At 51.9% G+C, this 20,833-nt stretch carries 21 protein-coding genes and 1 pseudogene; 2 read left to right on the top strand and 20 right to left on the bottom strand.

Annotation, left to right across the window (positions count from 1 at the left end; translation table 11 throughout):
- Window positions 1–53: 53 nt before the first annotated feature.
- From THS5294_RS00170 to THS5294_RS00095, 14 genes and pseudogenes are all read right to left on the bottom strand, one after another.
- Window positions 54–962, bottom strand: a pseudogene (locus tag THS5294_RS00170) (VirB4 family type IV secretion/conjugal transfer ATPase); the annotation flags it as partial.
- Window positions 952–1,230 (bottom strand): VirB3 family type IV secretion system protein, encoded by a 279-nt coding sequence (locus THS5294_RS00165; RefSeq protein WP_058122135.1) that lies wholly within the window; start codon window positions 1,228–1,230, stop codon window positions 952–954. The gene THS5294_RS00165 and the pseudogene THS5294_RS00170, both read right to left, overlap by 11 nt.
- Complete coding sequence (locus tag THS5294_RS00160; RefSeq protein ID WP_058122131.1) at window positions 1,223–1,516, bottom strand: TrbC/VirB2 family protein; 294 nt, start codon at window positions 1,514–1,516, stop codon at window positions 1,223–1,225. The genes THS5294_RS00165 and THS5294_RS00160 overlap by 8 nt, the downstream gene beginning before the upstream one ends.
- On the bottom strand, window positions 1,513–2,133 hold the full coding sequence (locus THS5294_RS00155; RefSeq protein WP_058122130.1) for a lytic transglycosylase domain-containing protein: 621 nt from the start codon (window positions 2,131–2,133) through the stop codon (window positions 1,513–1,515). The genes THS5294_RS00160 and THS5294_RS00155 overlap by 4 nt, the downstream gene beginning before the upstream one ends.
- A gap of 43 nt (window positions 2,134–2,176) precedes the next feature.
- Window positions 2,177–2,524, bottom strand: coding sequence for a hypothetical protein (locus THS5294_RS00150; RefSeq protein WP_058122129.1), 348 nt, complete (start codon window positions 2,522–2,524; stop codon window positions 2,177–2,179).
- A gap of 1,242 nt (window positions 2,525–3,766) precedes the next feature.
- On the bottom strand, window positions 3,767–5,128 hold the full coding sequence (locus THS5294_RS00135) for a TRAP transporter large permease (RefSeq protein ID WP_058122127.1): 1,362 nt from the start codon (window positions 5,126–5,128) through the stop codon (window positions 3,767–3,769).
- Window positions 5,116–5,652 (bottom strand): TRAP transporter small permease subunit, encoded by a 537-nt coding sequence (locus THS5294_RS00130; protein ID WP_058122126.1) that lies wholly within the window; start codon window positions 5,650–5,652, stop codon window positions 5,116–5,118. The genes THS5294_RS00135 and THS5294_RS00130 overlap by 13 nt, the downstream gene beginning before the upstream one ends.
- A gap of 50 nt (window positions 5,653–5,702) precedes the next feature.
- On the bottom strand, window positions 5,703–6,737 hold the full coding sequence (locus THS5294_RS00125; protein ID WP_072936821.1) for a TRAP transporter substrate-binding protein: 1,035 nt from the start codon (window positions 6,735–6,737) through the stop codon (window positions 5,703–5,705).
- A 30-nt stretch (window positions 6,738–6,767) separates the two neighbouring features.
- Window positions 6,768–7,601, bottom strand: a complete 834-nt coding sequence (locus THS5294_RS00120; protein ID WP_058122125.1) for a PPC domain-containing DNA-binding protein — start codon at window positions 7,599–7,601, stop codon at window positions 6,768–6,770.
- On the bottom strand, window positions 7,598–8,368 hold the full coding sequence (locus THS5294_RS00115; protein WP_058122124.1) for an SDR family NAD(P)-dependent oxidoreductase: 771 nt from the start codon (window positions 8,366–8,368) through the stop codon (window positions 7,598–7,600). Before THS5294_RS00115 ends, THS5294_RS00120 begins: the two co-directional genes overlap by 4 nt.
- Window positions 8,365–9,987 (bottom strand): acyl-CoA synthetase, encoded by a 1,623-nt coding sequence (locus THS5294_RS00110; protein WP_058122123.1) that lies wholly within the window; start codon window positions 9,985–9,987, stop codon window positions 8,365–8,367. The genes THS5294_RS00115 and THS5294_RS00110 overlap by 4 nt, the downstream gene beginning before the upstream one ends.
- Window positions 9,984–11,150: an acetyl-CoA acetyltransferase gene (locus tag THS5294_RS00105; RefSeq protein ID WP_058122122.1), complete on the bottom strand. Its 1,167-nt coding sequence runs from the start codon at window positions 11,148–11,150 to the stop codon at window positions 9,984–9,986. The genes THS5294_RS00110 and THS5294_RS00105 overlap by 4 nt, the downstream gene beginning before the upstream one ends.
- A gap of 28 nt (window positions 11,151–11,178) precedes the next feature.
- Window positions 11,179–11,583: a PPC domain-containing DNA-binding protein gene (locus THS5294_RS00100; protein ID WP_058122121.1), complete on the bottom strand. Its 405-nt coding sequence runs from the start codon at window positions 11,581–11,583 to the stop codon at window positions 11,179–11,181.
- Window position 11,584: 1 nt separating this feature from the next.
- On the bottom strand, window positions 11,585–12,088 hold the full coding sequence (locus THS5294_RS00095) for a PPC domain-containing DNA-binding protein (RefSeq protein ID WP_131726404.1): 504 nt from the start codon (window positions 12,086–12,088) through the stop codon (window positions 11,585–11,587).
- Window positions 12,089–12,273: 185 nt separating this feature from the next.
- Here THS5294_RS00095 and THS5294_RS00090 point away from each other — a divergent pair, with 185 nt between their 5' ends.
- Together THS5294_RS00090 and THS5294_RS17840 are read left to right on the top strand one after the other, a co-directional pair.
- Window positions 12,274–12,789: an Lrp/AsnC family transcriptional regulator gene (locus THS5294_RS00090; protein ID WP_233486365.1), complete on the top strand. Its 516-nt coding sequence runs from the start codon at window positions 12,274–12,276 to the stop codon at window positions 12,787–12,789.
- Between the two features lie 555 nt (window positions 12,790–13,344).
- Window positions 13,345–14,091: a hypothetical protein gene (locus THS5294_RS17840; RefSeq protein WP_233486364.1), complete on the top strand. Its 747-nt coding sequence runs from the start codon at window positions 13,345–13,347 to the stop codon at window positions 14,089–14,091.
- A 122-nt stretch (window positions 14,092–14,213) separates the two neighbouring features.
- Here the strand turns inward: THS5294_RS17840 and THS5294_RS00080 are convergent, their stop codons facing one another.
- The 6 genes from THS5294_RS00080 to THS5294_RS00055 all read right to left on the bottom strand — a co-directional run.
- Window positions 14,214–14,927, bottom strand: a complete 714-nt coding sequence (locus tag THS5294_RS00080; protein WP_199484367.1) for a hypothetical protein — start codon at window positions 14,925–14,927, stop codon at window positions 14,214–14,216.
- A 24-nt stretch (window positions 14,928–14,951) separates the two neighbouring features.
- Window positions 14,952–16,088, bottom strand: coding sequence for a DUF3800 domain-containing protein (locus THS5294_RS00075; RefSeq protein ID WP_072936826.1), 1,137 nt, complete (start codon window positions 16,086–16,088; stop codon window positions 14,952–14,954).
- A gap of 66 nt (window positions 16,089–16,154) precedes the next feature.
- Window positions 16,155–17,801: an Eco57I restriction-modification methylase domain-containing protein gene (locus THS5294_RS00070; RefSeq protein ID WP_082644907.1), complete on the bottom strand. Its 1,647-nt coding sequence runs from the start codon at window positions 17,799–17,801 to the stop codon at window positions 16,155–16,157.
- Window positions 17,770–18,354: an HNH endonuclease gene (locus tag THS5294_RS18780; protein ID WP_072936827.1), complete on the bottom strand. Its 585-nt coding sequence runs from the start codon at window positions 18,352–18,354 to the stop codon at window positions 17,770–17,772. Before THS5294_RS18780 ends, THS5294_RS00070 begins: the two co-directional genes overlap by 32 nt.
- Window positions 18,354–19,037 carry a hypothetical protein gene (locus THS5294_RS00060; RefSeq protein WP_058122114.1) on the bottom strand — a complete coding sequence of 228 codons (684 nt, stop codon included), beginning with the start codon at window positions 19,035–19,037 and terminating at the stop codon, window positions 18,354–18,356. The genes THS5294_RS18780 and THS5294_RS00060 overlap by 1 nt, the downstream gene beginning before the upstream one ends.
- Before the next feature lie 2 nt (window positions 19,038–19,039).
- The coding region (locus THS5294_RS00055; protein WP_233486363.1) for an ATP-binding protein at window positions 19,040–20,833 on the bottom strand (1,794 nt) is incomplete at its 5' end.

Below are 20,833 nucleotides of genomic sequence, written 5' to 3'. Positions count from 1 at the left end.
AGGAAACAAGACTTCGCCTGAACAAGCGCGGCATAAACCGGAGCGCGGCATTATGCAGCGTCCTGTGACGCCTGCATCTGTCGTTTCTGGCGCTTAATCCGTCCGGCCATGAGGTTGGAATTGATTGGCGTGAACGAATGGGTGACGATCATGTCGACTGGCAGATTGAGCATGTCGAACATCGTGCAGGATGTGGCCTCGGAGTATTCGCCGATGGTGAAACTTTTGCCATAGCGGTGGCCTACGACGCCTTCTGACAGCTCAAAATGATCTTCCAGGAATGTCACTCGGGTGTTGGCGACGTTAAACGACAGGAAACCGTAGGTGCTCGCCGGAAAGAGCGGCAGTTCCTGACCGGTATTGAGCGCCCCGAGGAACCCAACCAACTCGCCAGACTTCGCCGACAGCACGCGCGGTTTGAGATCGGCCAGCCCCGAGGCAAAGACATTCACGGCCTCGTTCAGCCGTCGAAGGCGTTTTTGAGTTTCTTCTTTGAAGCGCTCAGGTGCACTACGATTGAGAAACGGGAGAAAGCTCTTGGAGGGCGGACGGTGCATGACTGTGAGAGTCAGTGTTTTGTCGCGCAGCCCGCTGGTCGCCAGCTTCTTTCGCCACTGGCGATCTACTTCGCCTGCAAAGCTCTCGTCGCGCACGGGTTCAAGCTCCGGCGCAATCGCCTTTGAGACTTTATGTACATAATAGCTGAATTCTGGACCTAGCTGGGCGACGATACGGGCAAAGAGGGACGTGACCTTGTCGAGGTAGGCATCATCAGTTGTATAACTGTTGACCCCATCCAAGCGGATGCATTGGAATAATTCGTTCACCCGCGTGCGCACCGTTTGGTCATCGACCAAACTGACATAGGGCAGCATATGCGCGAGGCGGATTTCTCGGGCATACCACTCCGGCGTCAGGGTGCGGGGGTCGACGGCCTCGTAGCTAGTTTCATCACGGGGCATAACTGTCCCCACCATGGATTGGCCGGTTTCGGGTGGGCGGTGTTTCCTGCAGCGCCGTCATCATCACATCGATAAAGCGGGGATCCCAATCGGCCGCTTTCCAAAGGACGGGATAGAGCACGATCGCAACCCCAAGGATCACGATGTGCTGGACCCATACGAACAGCAGCACCGAGCCGAAGAGCCAGACCATCGCATACATGATGGGCAGGCCCAGAAGCTTGGGTGGGCGCACAAGGCCGAGAAAGAGGGGCGAGCGCTCAGCCACCAGCAAAGACTGCGGCTACGATTGTGGGGGCAGCCGCAACACCGGCGATGCCGACGAGTACCCAGAGTGCTTGGCGCAGATCGATGATGTTGAAGAACCAGCTGAGAAAGACGCCAAGCACGGCCAGCGTGGCGATCACGACGCCGAGTGGACCTGTCAGCGCATCGACGATGCCCTGTAGCAAACTTTGAATTGGGGAGAGGTCAATGCTTTGGGCGAGGGCGGGGTCTGCAATCAGTAAGAACAGCGCCAATGATGCCGTGAACAGGGATGTAAATTGTCTCATGGGTTGGTTCCTTCCAGACGTGCGACTACCGCCATGACGCGGGCCACATGATTTTGGGTTTCTCGGTAAGGGGGGATGCCGCCATATTGGCGCACAGCGTCGGGGCCGGCGTTGTAGGCGGCCAAGGCAAGACGCGGATCGCCGAATAGCTCCAGCATCATCGCGAGATAGCGAGCTGAGCCGTCAAGGTTCTGCAACGGATCGCGCGGGTCAACGCCAAGATCGCGGGCTGTTGCTGGCATCAACTGCCCAAGGCCAATGGCCCCTGCACTAGAAACCGCGTTCTGTCGGTAGGCGCTTTCGATTTCGATATTGGCACGAAAGAGCGTGAGCCAATCAGAGACCGAAAGCCCCGCTCGGCGTAGGCCGGAATGGCTGCCGTAGCGCAGTGCTGTGGCCTCAATCGCTGAAAGAACGTCTGCGCGGGGCAGGCGCGCGCGCGGCGCAATGGCCGCAATGCGGGTTTCTTCTGTTGCTGCAACAATATCAGGTTCATCAAATATCGCGAGCGCATCGGCCGCCGTACTTTGACCCACACCGTCGTTGTAGTTCCGGGCAAAGCTGTTTTGGGATTGCTTGGCGGTCAGTGAGCCGTCGCTCTCCATGACCAGAACCATTTGGGCTACCGCAGGTGGCGCAAGCAGCCAAATGAATAGAAGGTTAGTCGCTGCTGCCTTTGATGGCCGCTGCAAGCTTGTGCGTAGTTCGCTGGCCCTCTTCGAGCGGAACATCGGCATGCGAGAAGCCGATTCCAACCAAGAAGGACACGACGCCTGTGATGGTTTTGAATTCACGGATCTTGATGTCACTCGTTGTGTTACGCGCAGTAACCAAGAGCTTTTCCATGCCATCGTCGGAGACAGCACGCATAATCCAGACCCCGTAATAGCTGGGACCCTTCTTATGTGCGGACTCTTGGCAGAGGATTTCAGCGCTATAGCCGTCCTCCACGAGTTCGCGGAATCTAGCTTCCGTGACCACATTTGGTGCTTCGATTTCCCAGTTCATTGCCCGGCTCACGCTTTCTTCAAAGGCGTAACCCTAGGCATTCTTACTTGAAGCCCAGAGATACGATAGTATATTAATATCCACAAGGTATATTTATGTGTTGTGGCTGTAGTTTAGTTGCGCACCCATTAGGCATGCACAATGGATTCAATCAAGGAAATATGGGGTGCAGGAAACCTCCGGTTGTGCAGTTCTACCGCTACGTGGGCTATAGTTTTGTGGGTCGCCTCGGTGAGCGGGGCAGGGGCTGAAACCTGCATAGCCCCAGTTCGGCCATTTGTTCCAAGTGAACCCAAATCGGTTCAGGAGTACCGGGACCTCATTCAGCGAGACTTCGAAGCTTATGTCCAAGACATTCAGGAGCACTTCCGCTGTCTGGGTGACGAGAGAGCACGTGCGTTCGAAGAGGCACGCGAAGTCAGCGACGAGTACGGGCAATTTCTGGATCGCGCAGCGCAATGAATTTTCCTCTTATGTGAACTTGAGAATGCAAACACGCAAGCACCCCCAAATATCTAAAATTTAGATAATCTATATTGTAGATTAGCGCTGTCACACGAGGTTTCTGACGCGTGGCAAAGACTATCAGAAGTTCAGGGCATGAAGCGCTGCATGCAGCTTTGTTTGCGGCGACGAATTTGGCTGCAATGATGCAAGCTCAATTGGCTAAACTGTCATCAATCATTTGTAGTTCGTGTGGAAAGTGGCCAGAGAAGGATTGATGTGATAGAGTTGATTGTGATCCCGCGCGCGATTGGTATTGCAACAATTGATCTTGTTTCGATTGCGGAAGCGGCAACACGACCGGACCATTTTGGCGGAACGGTCATGCGGTCTAGGGATGACATTGGGTTGGCGACTTCAACCGATCGACAGGAAGCTGAGATCGAGATTTTTGCGTCTCTCTCCAGGTAACCATTCCAAATTGACTTTGAGTCCGCGCTCGTTGAACCAGAGTGGGCTAACTTCGCCTGTTTCCCAAAGGATTAATAATCCGACCAATTCGTGATGAGAACCTGCTCGCAATCTTGCTACGGTCTTGCCTTCTATGTTCTCGGATACAGGCATCCCAAAGATCCACTTTGTGTCTAATAATGTATTTCGAAGTGCGCGATTTATTGGCTTGCGGCAAAAGTGACACTGAGCAGTACCTCCGGGTGCAATCCAAACAGACTCTGCCGAAACGTTTGGCAAAGCCTGTCGGTAGTCTACAGAAAGGAGCTATTGGACCGAAAACGTCTGCTATAACACAGCATTCGGCAACCACAGTACAAGCCACGGCTGCCACGTAATCAAGGCCAATACGATGATCTGCAAGAGCACAAACGGAATGATACCTCGATATATTTGCTTGATCGTAACAAGATCACCCGCCGCCCCTTTAAGAAAGAACAGGGCAAAACCGAACGGTGGCGTAAGAAACGAAGTTTGCAAGTTTACAGCCATAAGTACGGCAAACCAATAGATCAGGTCTTCCTTGGCGACGTGATCGCCAAGGTCCATCAACCCGACAATTGGGGCGACGATCGGCAACATAATAAGCGTGATTTCAATCCAATCAAAAAAGAACCCAAGCGCGAATATCATCAGCATCAGCATCGCCAAGATGCCCCAGTCGCCCATGTCGAGACTGCGGGCGGTTTCAACAATAAAGTGCTCGCCGCCGATGATGCGAAAGACATAGGCGAAACCGGTGGCGGTGATGAAGATGAAGAACAACATGGCCAACGTGCGCACGGATCCATCCATCGCCTCGCCCAGCATAGCAAGGCTTACCCGTTTCCGGATGCAGCCCAGCAAAAGTGCACCAAATGCCCCGACGGCTGCCGCCTCAGTGGGTGTCGCGATCCCACCAAGAATCGAGCCCAACACCGCTGTGATCAGGACAAACGGCAAGGCAAAAGACAAGGACGCCTCGCGCCAAAGCCCCTTCCTTTCGGCGTTTGTCAGCGGCGGAAGAGGTGGCGCTTTGCTTGGGTTCATGGTGGCTGTGATCACGATATAGATCATGTAGACGACCGCCAGAACGAGGCCGGGAACCAAAGCTGCAATGAAAAGTTTCGCCAAGTTGATCGTCAATATGTCACCCATAAAGACGAGCATCACAGACGGCGGGATCAAGATGCCCAATGTGCCGGCAGAGACGACTGCGCCGCTCGCCAATTCAGCCGAGTAGCCGCGCTTTAGCATTGTGGGCAACGCCATGACTGTGAGCATCACAACGGATGCGCCAATGATACCGGTAGCGGCTGCCAGAATTGTCCCCATAGCTGTCACCGCAAGTGCTAAGCCTCCAGGCACTCCGCGCAAAAGCTTTTGCAAGGTTAGTAAAAGGTCTTCTGCTATCCGGCTTTTTTCAAGCACGACACCCATAAAGATGAACAACGGTGCTGCGATGAGAACCTGATTTTCAATGGAGCCGCCAAAAATACGGTTTGGCAAGAGTGAGATCTGCACCAATCTCATCTCGCCCAAGGAAATCGCGATAATACTGAAGACAACAGTAATGCCGCCCAAGACGACGGCGACGGGCAGACCAGAAAACAACCCCAAAACGAGGCTGCCAAACATGAGTGCTGGAAGCACTTCGATCAGGAATTCCATAGGGGTTCTTTTCGGTAGGGGGACACGTTTTGCCCGCGCAGGGCGGCGACAGATCGGATGAGCACGGACCAGGCTCCCATCAGAGCGATGAGCGCAGACAGGGGAACTGCTGATTTGATAATCCAGCGATGATCAAGACCCAGTCCTCCCGATGAACTTTCGCCACGAACAAAGGATCGGTGCGCAAAATCGACGCCGTACCACAGGATGACCAACAAGAAGGGAGTCAGCAAAAGGACAATTCCCACGATCTCAAGCTTCATCTTTGTGCGGTCCGAGAAGCTCTGAGATACAATATCAATGCGCACATGGGAGTTGCGGGTGTAGGCATAGCCGAACCCCAGCATGACAATCGCGCCGTGGATGTGCCATTCAAGTTCTTGCAATGCGACAGAGCCGGTGTTGAAAAACTGACGCCCTATTATGTCGTAAAGCACGACAAACGTGAGAACGAAGAGTAAAAGACCCGCCAGCCGTGCAGCGTAATGGCAGATCCGCTCAAAGAGATGTGCGATTTTCAGCATTTTATGTTCCAAGTTGACGGGGGCTTGGAGACGCCCCCGCCTCGGCAGTCTTAGTCTAGGTAACCAAGATCAGCCCAAGTTGCGTAGTCGGCACGGAAGGTCGTGATGCTGTCCCACACGCGAGCGAAATCGGCGTCTGCTGCTGTGCGTTCGGCCAATACCTCGTCCCAGCCGCCTCGGAAGGCCGCGAGCATTTCATCGTTCCATTGGTGAACGGTGACGCCTTCGGCCTCCAACTGTGCAAGTGGTGCAAGCTGGATCGACTCACCTTCGGCGATGGTCAAGGCGACGTTGGCTGCGCAGACTTCTTGGATTGCAGCACGGTGGCTGTCATCCATGCCGTCCCAAACGTCTTGATTGACGATGAATGTGATAAGAGAGCTTTGCTGGTGCCAGCCCGGGAAGTAGTAATGGCTGGCGTGCTCTTGCATCCCAAGTTGTAGATCAAGCGCTGGGAAGCTGATTTCAGCCGCATCAAGCGTTCCGAGGTTCAGACCAGTTACGGTGTCACCAACGCCCATGGATTGCGCCTGCGCGCCAAGCTTTTCAAGGACAGATGCCCCAAGGCCAAAGATGCGCATTTTCAGGCCAGCAAGATCGTCAGGGCTTTCAATCGGCTCCGCAAACCAACCAGAAGCTTCGGGTGCCAGCATCGTGCACAGCTCTGTGTGAATGCCGAAAGGTGCTGACAGTTCCGCCCAGAGCTCTTTGCCGCCACCTTGATACCACCAAGCTGTATATTCAACGGCGTCAGGGCCGAACGGGAAGGCGGTGAAAAGGGGTGCTGCCGGGATCACACCTTCGGCGAGACCGGGAGTGTACCAACCGGCAGCAATCGCACCGGTTGAAACCGCGTCGAGAATTTCGTTAGTGGGAACCAGGGCACCGGGGTCGTGATAAACGATCTCAATCTCGCCGCCCGTCAAGCGTCCGACACGTTCGGCCAAATCAACACCTGCGGTGCCCAGCACGGGCAAAGTTTGTGGCACATAAGCCTGCATATCGAGCGTTTCAGCCTGTGTGCCCCCTGCGGCGACGCAAAGCGCGACCGCACAGGTTCCAGAAGTCAGTTTTGATATAGTCATGGTTTTCCTCCCTAAATGACTCTCGTGTTCTCAGTGCTGTGTTCTCCTGAGAATGAGTTCTGCTGTTATCAACACAGCATTTTCACCACGCACCAGACGCCCCTTTTGAATTGGCGTTCCTTCTAATCCGACGATGATAATTTCCGGTGGTAAGGCCGACGTACCAGCTGCAGCCTTTTCTATTAGAAACTCGGTTGGCTGCGGTGAAAGACCTGCCCCACCCTCAAGGGTGACACCGTTCAAACTTCCTAGCCCGTAAACTTGTGCAGAGTCCCATCCCAAGCTCATGCACGCATTATCAATTGCTGTCGTAACATCCTGATTTGGCATCAAACGCAAAGCTGCGAGATCACCCTGGCTCGGCGTGGTTTCAACTGCGTGAAACAGATCAAATTTCGTTTCGGCGTCGGGGCGGCGATCAAACATAGCTCCGTCAATCGCCAAGCCTTTCGCGGTAACTGGTTTGGACAACCGGGTTTCACCTGCAAGAATATGACCAGCTAAGAGTGGGCCTTCGGTTGGCCCCCAAAGACCATGGCCATGAAGAAAGAACGCACCCTCGTGCTGTCCAACCATCATACCAATCCGCTCAATACGGCCTTGCTCGAACTGCCGCGTTGCAGAATACCAAGCTGCGCGCTCTTGCCCAGAGTCGATGACGGGGCCGACATAAGACAGCGTACTGACCGGCGCATCAGCGCACTCAAGCCATGCCCCGTCGATGCCCAAAGGCGATAGGGCTTGTTCTACTGATTGCATCAGAGGAATATCTGCAGCCAGTGTAACTTCGATCTCATGTCCTGCGCAGGGCACAAGATCACAGCGTGTTGCCCGAACCGGGCCAGGATGTTTGACAAGCTTCATGCGTCTTCTGGCTCGTACATAACGCCCGCCGACATGAACCCGCCATCAATGGCGAGAGTTTGACCCGTGACGAACGACGATTGGTCACCATCCAGCAAAAACAATACGCCCGCCGCAATCTCTGCCGGGGTTCCATAGCGGTGCATTGGTACGCGATTTTCCCAAGCTTCGCGTGAATTGGTCTTGTGCATCCGTTCTACAAGCGGCGTATTCACTGGCCCAGGCGCAATTGCGTTTACGCGTATCCCCAAGGGCGCAAGCTCTGTCGCCATCACACGGGTCATTTGCAGCACGCCGCCTTTCGAAGCGCCATAAGCCACTCGGCCCGTATTTCCGGTTAGACCCGACACTGAGGCAATGTTGATGATCGAGCCTTCGCCGCGCCTGACCATGTGTCTGGCCACTGCCTGGGATACCATGAAGCTGCCTAGTAGGTTGATATCAATGATTTTGCGGAACAGGTCCATCTTGGTGTCGAGTGCGGGCACATCCGCACCGATCCCTGCGGAATTGACGACGCCAGTAATCGCATGACCGTCTGCCTCAAACCGATCAATCAGACTGTTGACAGCGTCCTCATTGGACACATCCAGCGGTTCACAGATCAACCGATCACCGGCTTCCGACATATCGGCCTTTAAATCTGCCAGTGCACCCTCGGAGACGTCAACGGCAATAGCCGTCCAGTCCCGCGCCAAGACGCCTTCGACGATACCGCGCCCGATGCCAGACGGCCCGCCTGTGACCAAAATGGTGAGGGTTGTCATGATGCAGTATCCTTTTGGGCTGACGGGATCACGCCTTGCTCGACGAGCTGGGCCTTGATCAATTTTTTGGTGATTTTTCCGTAAGCCGATTTAGGGAGCTCGGGCCAGAATTGAACCGTCTTCGGCATTTTGTAGCGCGAGACTTTGCCATCCATCCAAGCGAGGAGTGCATCAGCATCGATGGCCGTATTTGCTGTGCAAACGGCGATGCCGACCTCCCCCCATTTGGGGTCGGGTACACCGACAATGGCGACTTCGTCCACGGCGGGGTGTTGTAAGATCTTTTCTTCAATCTCGCGCGGGTAAACGTTTGACCCGCCGGAAATATACATGTCGGAGGCACGGCCTGTGATGAACAAGAACCCTTCGTCATCCAGGTGACCAAGATCTCCTGTCAGGAACCATCCGTTACGAAAAGCTTTGGCATTGGCCTCGTCATTATTGTAATAGCCCGCAAACACGGCAGGACCGCAGACGGCGATCTCTCCGGTCTCACCCGATTTGACCATTCCGCCCTTTTCATTTTGAATGGAGACCTGCATCGCGGTGCGCTCAAATCCGCAGGTGCCGACTTTGACGTCCGGCCCGTCCTCTGCCGCGTGCAGTGAGGGCGGCAGGACTGTGATGTTGCCTGTCACTTCGCCCAAACCGAAATACTGCACGAGCACGGGCCCCAGTTTTTTCAGCGCCCGCTTCTGATCTTCGCGGTACATGGGCGCACCGGCGTAGATGATGTAGCGCAGCGAACTGCGGTCGTATGTGTCGACAGCTTCGTCGTCGATCAACAAGTTCACGATGGTTGGCACTGTGAAGACGTTCGTGACAGACCAGCGTTCAATCAGCGACCAGATTTCATCCCCGTTGAAACCTGCGCTACGTGGCATGATGGTTTTGACCGACCGCGCCGTGTTCACAAGTTGATGGATCCCGGCACCGTGTGACAACGGGGCCACGACAATAGAGGCATCCGCCTGCGTCGTGCCCGGCATCAGGTCGCAAAGGTGGTTCGTGATGACAAAGCCCATTTGGCCGTGTGTCAAGACGCCTGCCTTCGGACGCCCCGTTGTGCCAGACGTGTAGAAGAACCAGCAGGGGTCATCATGTTCGACCTCGGCAACCGGAAAGTGATGGCCAAGGTATGCGGCGATCAAGGTGTCGTAGTCATCCGCCCAAGCTGTGGCACCAATAGAAATCACAGTTTCGATGGTCGGTGCTGCGGTCTTTGACGCCGTCACATGGTCGGGAAAGTCGGCATGGCAAATCATCGCCACCGCGCCGCTGGACTGCGCGAGGTATGCGACTTCATCCGGAGTTTGGCGGAAATTTGTTGGCACCCAGACTGCTCCCATCCGAAAGCAAGCAAACATGCTTTCAAACATCTGGTTGCAGTTGGATGATTGTACCAGAACGCGATCCCCTTTGGTGATCCCTTTGTCCTGCAAGGCAAGACACATCGCATCAACGCGCGCGTCGATCTCGCCCCACGTCCATGTGTCGGCACCCCAAACAAGCCCAATTTGGTGGCCAAAACGGCGGGCGGATTGGCGCAAAACATGGGACAGATTCATCACCCGACGGGTGTGTGGAACAACGCCGCCTTTAGGGACTGCGGCGCTCATTTCGAACGCTCCAAAATGGAGACATAGTTGGCAACAGCAGCACCGCCCATGTTGAAGACGCCTGCTGTCTCAGCCCCTTTTATCTGCATGCCACCGGCATCATCCATCAGCTGCATGCAAGCCATAATATGCTGCGACACGCCGGTCGCTCCAACAGGGTGACCCTTGGATTTCAATCCGCCTGAGGGGTTTACTGGGAGAGTGCCATCCTTATGGGTATAGCCGTCGCGGATAAGGGCTGCGCCTTTTCCGGGCTCAGCAAGGCCCATGGCTTCGTACTCTATCATTTCGGCCATGGTGAAACAGTCGTGGGTTTCGACGAAATCGAGGTCGCCCATAGTGATGCCCGCTGTTTCGCGCGCATCCGCCCAAGCACGCCGTGCACCTTCAAAGGCTGTCGGATCACGGCGCGACAGCGGCAAAATATCATTGACTTGTATACGGGCGCGAAATCCAATGGCACGGGCTGCATCGATTGCAACATCCTCATGCATCAAAACGATGGCAGCAGCGCCGTCTGAGATTAGGGAACAGTCGGTGCGGCGCAGCGGGGCCGCCACGTAGGGATTTTTCTCAGACACGGTTGTGCAAAACGGTACACCAAAGTCTTTTTGCATGTGTGCGTAGGGATTGTGCACACCGTTTGCGTGGTTCTTGGCGGAGATCAGTCCGAGCTCATAGCTCTTATCACCGTAACGTTGAAAATAGCTTTGGGCGATCTGGCCAAAGACACCAGCAAATCCACCAGGGATATCGCCTTCTTCCTTACGATAGGATGCGCTGAGCAAAATATCTCCCGTTTCAGCGACAGGCTTGGCCGTCATTTTTTCGGCACCAATGACCAAAGCAATCTTACCACGGCCTGCTTCAATGAAATCCATCGCTGCATAAAGCGCTGCTGACCCTGTTGCACAGGCATTTTCTAGGTGAACCGCAGGAGTGTAGGTTAGCTCGGGAATGTTGAGCGCAACCAATGCACCCTCCATCCCCTGTTTGGAGAAGCCGTTGTTTAGGACTCCTACAAAAACCCCATCGACGTCTTGCGCATCAACTTCTGCGTGGGACAGAGCGGTTCCTGTAACCTCGGCGATCAACGCCTCGACGTCTTCAGCTTCTAATTTGCCAAACTTTGTATGAGCCCAGCCAACGATCTTAGATGTCATGTATATTTCCATTCTTATCGTGTTTTCTCTAAGCAGCGTGGTCCGCTGGCAGCCATTCTTCCAACGTGACCTCAAAGGTCATGCAGATTGTGTTCCCGCCAGGAATAAACGCACCGCCGTTGACCGTGCCATCGGTGTCCGCGACGACACCAGACAGGGTCGCGGAGATCGCATTGTCGCCGTCCGTGCGGACCTCTCCGGCAATGCTCACAACCTCAACGGCGGGTCCCTTTACCAAGATCTTTGAGCCATCCGATTTGATGGTTAGGCTGGCATCTACAAGGCTGCCTAAAGCACCGCGCACAAACGCATTGCGGAAACCTTGGGCAAGGCAGACCTTCTCGATCCCCCTCACAAGGTCTTCGTTTGGGGATATCCGCGCGTAGGCTACCCGGCCCATCGTTCCGTGTTCTACGATGATAGGTTTCATCATCTTATATGCTCGCAACTGGTTGAAAGAGTGGGATATTTGTTTCGGGATCGTACATCTGGCGCAACTCGAATCCTTCGAACGACGTGACAAGAACCGAAATCGGATCGGTCCCCACAATGGTCTTTTCTGGGATGATGTGCCCACCCATGACTACGCCATCTTCGCGGCGCACCGCGGCATGGCAATGTACCATCGGGTTGTCTTCGCTACTTCGGCCCAATGTCGCGTTGCCAAAAACGAGATAGCTTGCGCCTGCAATGATTGGGTCGGAATATCGGATAACGGCCTCTTTGCGGGGGTCAGGAGGGGCCACGCAGTACTCTAGGTAGCTGAACACTCCCCCCAATACCGTCGTCGATGCACTTGTCACACCGACCTGCCTCAGGGGATGAACCAGAGCGTCATGCAAGGACTTTCCGGGTTGAAGGACGACACGAAAATGGCCGGCAGTATCACTATGCTCACTTTGTATACGGATAGGATTAAATCGACCCGGATGCGCCATTGCTCGGGCACGTTCGTCCGACTGGGAATTCCTAAGCATCACGTCCAAATCCTCCTGATCCGTTTGAGGTTTATACGTGCAAGAAAGTCCTCTATTGCGCAAACTTCATGCAAGTATTTAACTATCCTTGTGTCAGATAAGAATATTGTAATCACTTTGCAAGGTGGGTTCTTAATGATAAGTGCGTGTATATTATTTTGCATGGTGAATGTGCAAAATGGAAAGAAGAGGAATATTTCATGCAAGTAATGGACGATATCGATTTTCGAATCCTGCGCACTCTGCAATCCAAGGGCAACCTGAATGCAGCTGATGTTTCAAAACACGTAGGATTGTCGCAATCACCCGTTTGGCGGCGGATTGCGCGCATGGAAGAAGATGGCATCATTAAAGACCGTCCGGTCATTCTGGATCCTAAGAAACTTGGTTTTGAGACTGTTGTCTTCGTGAGGATCAAGCTGTCTGCACACGGACGACAATCCATCGAAGAATTCGCAATCAAGGCTGCCAAGGTCCCTGAAATTCAAGTCGTCCAGCTTTTGATGGGCGAGATTGATTTTCGCTTGCGTGTGATCGTTCGTGATCTTGATCATTTCTATGAACTCATGAACCGCGAGTTGGTAACGCTGCCCGGGGTACAAGAAATCCAATCAAGCGTCCTGCTGCACGAGTACAAGAATACGCGCGCTTTGCCGGTTTGACAGTTAAGGCACTTACACTTCCATCCATGAAACTCGAGCTCCGGAGAAGCTTAGCTTGGCAGGTTGAGGAGCCCTTAGCCTAGACGCAAATTGTCGATGTCCCGCAATTGCGTTTCTCATTCAGGAAGATTCGGAAAGCCGACAATCATCGATCGCCATCAAGCGGTAGGCCACAAAACAACATATCTTTTGGGCCTATTTTGCGGCTTTCGAGCTCCACCTTTTGTTGTTTACTGCCCATCCAGCGAGCATGAACTATCCCACCAGAGTCACTTATTTAAAATCTCAAAAATAGATTGGAACGGAACCTTTGCTGGCGCAATGCCGAATGTGCGCGACGGCCTTCACTACGAGCAATCGAATTTCTAGCCATATGATTTCAAATCTTGCTCAACACCGTCCGCCAAGTTTTGGCCAATTCTAACTCTATGAATTTGGAGCATCCGTAATTAACATAAGATAGATTATGCGTAGTTTATCAATAATATATTTGTAGTTGCAATGATATACTAACGGAGTTATGCTGCTTACACCCTACTCGATAGGATGCTGTACATGCTTCGCACATTTCGAAGATACTCAATTGTCGCCGTACTTGCACTTTTTGGTTCGTCCGTTGGCCTTGCCAATCGTGTTCAGGCTCAAACGTATCAGATCGACTGCGCAATACTGCTGTGCCTCTCTGGCGGCTGGCCAGCATCAGTTCCATGTGCCCGTGCACGCGCCGAATTTATCCGCCGGATCACACCTTGGCCCGTTGAACCGCCATTGCAGATTTGGCGTTGCCCGATGGGCGCATCGTATGATCCAGTTGCCCCGTCGGATAATCGAGGTCGTTTCTACGATATTTTGTTCACTACTCAGGATCGCCCGCGACCGCTTTTGTCGCCTGCAACCGAACCTCTGTCTTCTGAAAATGCCGTCTTAAGTCTTGCCGGACCAAAGCCAAACCTGCTTCCGGAAGGATTTGCGCTCCAGTTGGTCCAAGACCGCGCTGACATCGACATCAGCGGCCCAGAATTCAACTTTGTACGCTCAATCCGCGTCTATGATGTCCGATATGCACGCCAAAACGAGTCAGGCCGCGACGGAGACTGCAACCGATCTGCAACCATTTACCTCGGCACCTATGGAACCCAAGGTGCTTTTTCATGGGCTCGATCTGCTCCAGCAGCTCTACCCGAGGCACATACTGGACTTGAACGATGGGGATATAATTGTCCGAGTATTTACCATCGATCGGTCTTCGTTGATTGGCGTGATTACGAAGGAAATTACGGCTTCGAACAGGTCAATTACTGACGGAGCGTAAGGTTTATTATGTAACATTTTGTATCTGAACTCATTCGACGCCAGCCCCGCAGTCAGTCGGTAACGATAAGGCGGGGCCATTATCGTTACCTCTCGAACCTGATCCCTGTGCATTAATCGTAGTTGTTTACCCAATCAGGTGTTGGACCGATTGGAAACGTCCAATCATAGCCAGTCTTCTCCTTCAGTCGTCGAAGTATTTTTGTGAGTCTTTCGTGCATGTGAGTATCAATGAAGGTAATGAGTTCCGCCCATTCGTCTCTGCCGCCAACGTAAAACCCAACGTTCATTTGTACGCCTATTTGGAAGCCATTGTCGTCGAAATCTAGCGTGATGCCACTATTAACAGTCTGATGCTTACCATTGTGGGCATATCTCTTATTGCGAAGTTCAAGGATGTCATCGTGGACAGACTGCAGATGCCCCGGTATGCGCCGTCTCGAAACCCCACTTGCACCGTCGCCGCTCGCAAATAAGCGGGCATAGGTTACGATGAATGCAGTAGTAAGGACTTCCTGCTCCATCATTGCCTCCGCTGTAGCTTCGAATTTGGCTGTTCTCAAACGGTGATAAATATAACTGAGGCTTGATGTCGTGGGTATCGCATTTGCTAGCTTAATCAGACCTTGGATGTCTTTGTCGACGACTTGAAGCACATCTTCACCTTGTTGCTTACGTGCCAAGGCGACCTCACGATATTCTTCCGGAAGGAATTTGAAGAGCTCTTCTGGTACGTAAACAAACTCGTCATCTTCCCACAGATTTTGCTGCTCTGATGACATATCTTCTCTCGTTTCTTCGACCACTCGAATTTTCGCAACGGACATGCTTTCCAAACCAAGCTCGGAAACTTAGTGTAAGCCAATTTTAAGTTCGCCAGAAGCCACCCCGGCCTCCGCAATTTCGTAGTATGCGTGGATCGGAGCGCCGGTACCTGCCCCTTCGGAAGTTGCCGCTAATTCGTAAAGAACGGCATAATCGACCTTCACCTTATCATGCTCGAGTTTGACGCGTTCAAAGTCAGGAAAAATTGAGTCTCGTAGCATGCCTTCATCCATGATTTCACCTGTCTGGACCATGCCATCTGGTAGACCATTTGAATAGCAATATACCGCGGTACTTGCCAAGATGTCAGCTAGCTGAACCGACGGGCGAGCGCGTGAGTCAACAAACTCAATTGGTTTCGCCAGTTGCCATCCAAGATCTTTTTCTCCAAGCAAAACCTCAGCACGGGCTATAGCCGCGTTACGAGCAATCCCATCGAGATCCGCTTCAATTGCACGAAGTGGTTTGCTGTCATCACATATGACGTTGATGGGCTTCTTTAACTTGCCCCAATGATTTAGATGGCTCCAAAGACCCGATGCAGAAAGATCGAGCGTCCAAGTGCCTTTATCACTTGTGTGCTTCTCGATGTTGTCGACATCTCTCGCGATCTTTTTTTTGTGCCCCGTTGCAAACCTTTGGACCAACTCAAAGGGGTGCGGTTCCCCTGTGAGCGGGCCACCAGCAAAGTTGAATAGCGCTGGGGCGTCGTTGGGATCTCTACTCCTCATAAACGCTTGAAACTGTTCGAGTGCATCTTTGGCCTCCGAACGATCGTCAAGAAACCAAAGGTAGCAATACATCGCAATGAACCGGTGAAAATCCTTTTGATAGAATATTCTTGGATCATCCTGATACACAGGTTCAAAAATATACTCAAAAACCCAGCCACAAAGTGCTAGCAATTTGTCATGAGCACAAATCGCAAATTTCCCCTCCAAACCCTCGACGATCTGGGCAACCAACCTCCGGCCTCGATTGCTTCCCATTAACTTGGACGCCTTTAGTTCCGGCATCTGAACCGGATGGCACCGCCGTGCCTCTGAGATTAGAGCCCATGCTTCATCATCTGTGACATTAACTGAAGCGAACGCAAAGTATCGCTGATCAGAAGCTAGGAGGTCTGGGCCGGTGTGACCTGCTTCATCGCACGCGATATACATTAGCTGGTTCTCCAATTGTTGAACTTTCTGAAAATCGCATCACTTCAATGTAGATACTCAACCCCACTAGACCAATTGGCGTGGAGCTACGTTGCCTTTACCGCCGTGGCGCAACCTATGAATCTGCAAAATTTGGCGTGCGTTTTCTAAGACTTCAACTTCTGCATCAGTCATCTGCAAGAGCGACCGGAGCCTTGTGTTAGAAAATCGAATGGCTGATCTTCCGTGATCTGAAAGACCAAACTTACCTTGAAATTTGGCAAACTCAGAAGGCGAGAATTTGCTTTGAGGTAGTGGGAGCCGTCGAAACTCATTTGGTGTAAGCTCAAGTACTCCGCCGCCGTAAAACCGTCCTTCAATCTCTGCAAAAAGCAACGATAGAGAGTTATAGAATGACGCGCAGAGGTCGTGAACAGACTCACCCGGGTTCATGCGGATATGGTAGGCAGAATCTGTTGCGAGGGCACCACAACTATTCACGCACAGTCGGGGCACAACGTGCGATCGCTTAAAAAAGAAGCCATCGTTTTCAGAGACAACTGGAACCTTGAACCAGTCTGTTCGGTGTCTGCATTTGTAGCGAAGATGTAAACCTTGCTCTTCACCAATAGCAAGATAGCGTTCTACGGCTTTGGGCAAATTGTCTGCTTTGAGTTTGCTAAAGTCTAGAAGATAACAAGCCTTCCCGGCACCGTCGATGTCCTCAAAATTCTCAATCGCAAAATCAACTGTGTCCCCAAGAAAGCTTGATTTCTTTATTATGGGTCGCGTCCATCGTTTGAGCTTATGCAAGGCCACATCGGCGCGTGACAAAATGAAATAGTCATTGGCTGCTGTCACAGTACCTGCCGCACTTTCACAGAAATCTGATACGCGCTGACAGCGCTGTTCGATTTTATGAATGAGGCTCAATGCTTCCGGATCTATCAAGAAGCCCTTCATGGCAAGAGGCGAGGTCTTGGAACTTCCAGACGATACCTGACAACTTGTTTGAACCTCATCTGTCTCCAATGACGACACTCGATGCAACGTCGTCTTACAGGGATTTTTGCCTTTTGATGCAATAACAGTCACAGCATCTTGGTCGATGGATTTGAACGCCTTTTCATTGGGAATGTAGATATCGATAGTGGAGAACTGACGTTCCATCCAATCTCGAAGGTGTTTGCCATATGATACCGTCAAAAATTCATAAGGGATTACAAAAGCAAGTACCCCGCGCTCTGATAGCTTCATGGTTGCCTTAACAATAAAGCCAGCCCAAGTATTCTTGAGAAATCTATGTTCGTAGTCAAAATCATCACAGATTCGATCAAGTAGGGCCCTAGTCACCGCATCGCAACGATGCCAGCTTACATAGGGTGGATTCCCGATGATGAGATCAAAAAGCTTAGGCCAATGATCTGGAAATCCCTCAAAAAAGTCGCCGCTGAGTAGGGATACACCGCTGAACTCTGTCTCGCACTTCGCTATAGCGGCTTCATCTTTGTCCAAGGCATAGAGGTCAACCGAAGGGTAGTTCAACAGTGTACGTATGAATGATCCGTCGCCGCAGCTCGGCTCAAGGACAGTCTTGGGTTTAGAGGATCCAAGTTTCTCCATTGCCTGAGCCACCACCACTTGCGTGACGGGTAAGGGGGTGTAGACAACGCCGTTGTCCCTAAGGTCGTAGGGATCGCTGCTACGCAATGGCTCTAAGTTTGAATCTGTCATATTCTTCAGTCAGTTTGTCGATCTGTTCGAGAAGCTGGAGCTTCCTTTCGCTTGTTAAACGTGGGTCTTCTTTCAGCTTACGAAGTCTCGCCCTGAGGTTTTTTAGGGCTTGGGATTGCCAGATTTGCTGGTGTCGCAGCAAGCTGAGTTTAAGTTCCCGGATCATATAAGTCCCAACTGGGCTCAACCCAATGAAACGACCATCCTCAGCACGATCAAGATGTGTCTCGTAGGCGGCTGAACACGGATCCTCAAAACCATGTGTACCATCGTTTGGTACATCTGGGTCGACACCAATCCAGGTATCCCATTTTGCGCGATTGCAAAATGCACAGCTGTAGATCAAATTCGCGTAGACAGTGGTGCGCTCTGGAAACGTACTTTTTGGAGCAAAATGATCGATTTGAAACGCTCGGACTCCGCCAAGCACGTAGTCTGGCGTGTTGCAATACCCGCAGCTTTCTCCGAAGTCAGCTCTCAACTCAGGCTTATATGCCCGATAGTGCCCTTTGGCGGCAGGAGTTGACCGAATTGGACACCGTTCTCTCAACATCAGTCTTCGGCCTCATTTTGTTCCAATTCGTTTTCAATCACAGCAGCAAGATCTTCTGCTCTGCGCAATAGATCGTTGAATGGACCAAGTGCATCCTCCTTCAAAAGGCGCGGTAAGGCCGCAACTCGTCCACCGATTGAGCGTTCCAGTTGGTCATCAAGGTTAAGGAGGTTTTGTAACTCATCCGCGTTTAGAACTTCGTTGAGAGACCGCTCGTAAAGTGCCTGAAAATCTTCTTCCAAGCGTCGCTGATCGGCACGATACTCATCGATTTTTGTGCGGACCCTTAGAAAGAACGGCAGCGCGCTCTTGTTTTTATCACCGGCACCTGAATCATCCGAAAGATAATCATCCTTGGGGAAAATTAGGTTTACATCGTGAAGTTTCCCGAGAGCGTGCGGTACGTAGTTCGTTGTCAAAAAACAGGGAAACCCTTCAAAGTGCCGCTGCATTTCTTGGATGAGTTCCAATCCAGTATATTGGACATCTGCCTTGTACTCGCTCAACCGGTAATCAGTAACCAAGACTTCGCACCTGCTTTCGATGATACGTTCGATCATCGATTCCAGATCTGGCTCTGGCAGCAGTGTCTCTACTTCATCATCTTCAAAATGACCCGAAAGACCTGCCGCTAAAAGCACACGACGCCCTTGGTCAGCTTCTTCATCAATATACAGAAGCATTTTTAAATCCCGTTCACTTTTGCAACGGGCAGCGAGAATTCTAACCGAAAACCGTAGTCTTCAGTTTTGCGATACGCGCGCACAGTTCCGTCATAGCTCCTGACGACAGACTCAAGTATCCACATGCCGAGTCCTGTCCCGGTCCCCTTACCTTCGCGGTCTTTCTTTGTGGTTACGTTGAACTCAAAAATTTCACTGGGGTCTTTAATGGAACTGTGAATTCCTGGCCCGTTGTCTTCATAGATAATGCCGACCTCCTTTGCGCTTTTCGCAAATATATCGATGCGAATATTTCGCTTTTCTCCGCCCATGCCGTCAACAAAGGCCTCGAATGAGTTGAGGATCAGGTTGTTGAAAATACTGTCGATGTCGATCTCAAAAGCCAGAATTTCAGCCGTGAACCCTTCTTCAATATTAAGGTCGAGGTCAATCTCTCTTGGTTCAAGAAAACCGTCCCAGACAACTTTAAGCGCGTTAAGATGGCTTCGCATGTCGACGTTTGTGCGACGGCGCCGTCCTGATTGCACGGCAGAAAGCGCGAAGTTAAACCACTGTGCAGCCTTCTTGTCTGATGCTTCCATATCGCGCAGAATGGCAAACGGATTGAATGCTTCATTTTTACCGGCGAAGTCTTTCTCATCCAAATTCCGCGCCAATAGGGCTGCAAGATGCTGGTTCCGGCCGGCTAGCGTATTGAGCTGTCCCATCTCATGAGCAAATGACACCATGACGGTTCCCAGCGTCGCAAGCGATCGCAAAATTACCTGATCCTCTGCTTGTTCTTTAAGTAAATCTTCTTGGACTTTGACAGTCTGAGCCAGCTTGCGAACGTCTTCAGTAGAATCCTGCGGTTTTTCACGAATTTTTTGAGCTAGCTTTAACCCCTCTGTACGCACTTGTTTGTCAGCATTCGCGACTTTGAATGTCTCAAGTAGGTTGAAAAGGACCCTGCTCCGATCTTTTTCGAGTTCGTTGACAAAACGAAGAATTAGGGCCTGAAAGACCCGGAACTCCTCTGTTTCAATGATCCCTTCGCGATTTGATTGGTCGACAAGAACACTGTTCTCGTTGCGAGAAATATTGACTGTGCCTGCAATATTTTGTGGCGGCACCGGCCAATTTAGCCGCGTTGGCGCAGCCGGGTTAGCTGCTCTACGTTGGCCCAATGACAACCAATCATATGCACCGCTCTTGGGTTCCCCGTAGGGTCGAACACCAAAATTGTCTCGATATATTCTTATGCCACCGAAGATATCTAACCACTCTCTACGGCGTTGCGGTTGGAAACTGCGATACGGATATTGCCGATCATCTGCTTTTGACGGCATCTGCAGTTTAAAAAAGCGCAATACAACGTCGAATGTCCCAATAGACTGCGCGCGGCTATGGAACAGTTCCGATTCCCCAGGAAACAGTTCTTGTAGAGATTTCACATATACTGCAGTCCGACTGTCAAAGGACTCTTTGGTGAAGGGTTCTTTTTTCATGTCTTTGCGCTTAAAGAACGCTTCCGGGAACTCATCATGATTGAGTTCATTGCGGACTACGGTGAATTGCACATCACCGTGTTCCAGAACCTTAGCTGTCAACTTATAGTCAAAGTCCTCAAGAACATCTGATGTGACACTATTTGATTGATCAGGATCGCGATCATCATGCAGGTAGATATTGAATGCGCGTTGTTCATCTGGCGGCGCAAGCACACCGAGGGTGCGCCGAAGCTTCTTGATTGTCTCGGGAGGGCTTTGTTGCACAAACCCGCTTGGGGACGTGTTTCCCCTGACCCCGGACGGATT

This window comes from Thalassobacter stenotrophicus (assembly GCF_001458315.1).
Taxonomy (GTDB): domain Bacteria; phylum Pseudomonadota; class Alphaproteobacteria; order Rhodobacterales; family Rhodobacteraceae; genus Thalassobacter; species Thalassobacter stenotrophicus.
Note: the sequence above shows the minus strand (reverse complement) of the source record. Positions and strands in the feature narration are given on the sequence as shown.

Excerpts from the sequence above, each read along its gene's own strand:
- THS5294_RS00155 (WP_058122130.1), bottom strand. The coding sequence starts at position 2,133 with ATGGTTCTGGTCATGGAGAGCGACGGCTCACTGACCGCCAAGCAATCC.
- THS5294_RS00130 (WP_058122126.1), bottom strand. The coding sequence starts at position 5,652 with ATGCTGAAAATCGCACATCTCTTTGAGCGGATCTGCCATTACGCTGCA.
- THS5294_RS00120 (WP_058122125.1), bottom strand. The coding sequence starts at position 7,601 with ATGAAGCTTGTCAAACATCCTGGCCCGGTTCGGGCAACACGCTGTGAT.
- THS5294_RS00095 (WP_131726404.1), bottom strand. The coding sequence starts at position 12,088 with ATGGCGCATCCGGGTCGATTTAATCCTATCCGTATACAAAGTGAGCAT.
- THS5294_RS00125 (WP_072936821.1), bottom strand. The coding sequence starts at position 6,737 with ATGACTATATCAAAACTGACTTCTGGAACCTGTGCGGTCGCGCTTTGC.
- THS5294_RS00160 (WP_058122131.1), bottom strand. The coding sequence starts at position 1,516 with ATGAGACAATTTACATCCCTGTTCACGGCATCATTGGCGCTGTTCTTA.
- THS5294_RS00135 (WP_058122127.1), bottom strand. The coding sequence starts at position 5,128 with ATGGAATTCCTGATCGAAGTGCTTCCAGCACTCATGTTTGGCAGCCTC.
- THS5294_RS18780 (WP_072936827.1), bottom strand. The coding sequence starts at position 18,354 with ATGTTGAGAGAACGGTGTCCAATTCGGTCAACTCCTGCCGCCAAAGGG.
- THS5294_RS00060 (WP_058122114.1), bottom strand. The coding sequence starts at position 19,037 with ATGCTTCTGTATATTGATGAAGAAGCTGACCAAGGGCGTCGTGTGCTT.
- THS5294_RS00115 (WP_058122124.1), bottom strand. The coding sequence starts at position 8,368 with ATGACAACCCTCACCATTTTGGTCACAGGCGGGCCGTCTGGCATCGGG.
- THS5294_RS00070 (WP_082644907.1), bottom strand. The coding sequence starts at position 17,801 with ATGACAGATTCAAACTTAGAGCCATTGCGTAGCAGCGATCCCTACGAC.
- THS5294_RS00075 (WP_072936826.1), bottom strand. The coding sequence starts at position 16,088 with ATGTATATCGCGTGCGATGAAGCAGGTCACACCGGCCCAGACCTCCTA.
- THS5294_RS00150 (WP_058122129.1), bottom strand. The coding sequence starts at position 2,524 with ATGAACTGGGAAATCGAAGCACCAAATGTGGTCACGGAAGCTAGATTC.
- THS5294_RS00105 (WP_058122122.1), bottom strand. The coding sequence starts at position 11,150 with ATGACATCTAAGATCGTTGGCTGGGCTCATACAAAGTTTGGCAAATTA.
- THS5294_RS00080 (WP_199484367.1), bottom strand. The coding sequence starts at position 14,927 with ATGTCCGTTGCGAAAATTCGAGTGGTCGAAGAAACGAGAGAAGATATG.
- THS5294_RS00100 (WP_058122121.1), bottom strand. The coding sequence starts at position 11,583 with ATGATGAAACCTATCATCGTAGAACACGGAACGATGGGCCGGGTAGCC.
- THS5294_RS00110 (WP_058122123.1), bottom strand. The coding sequence starts at position 9,987 with ATGAGCGCCGCAGTCCCTAAAGGCGGCGTTGTTCCACACACCCGTCGG.
- THS5294_RS17840 (WP_233486364.1), top strand. The coding sequence starts at position 13,345 with ATGCTTCGCACATTTCGAAGATACTCAATTGTCGCCGTACTTGCACTT.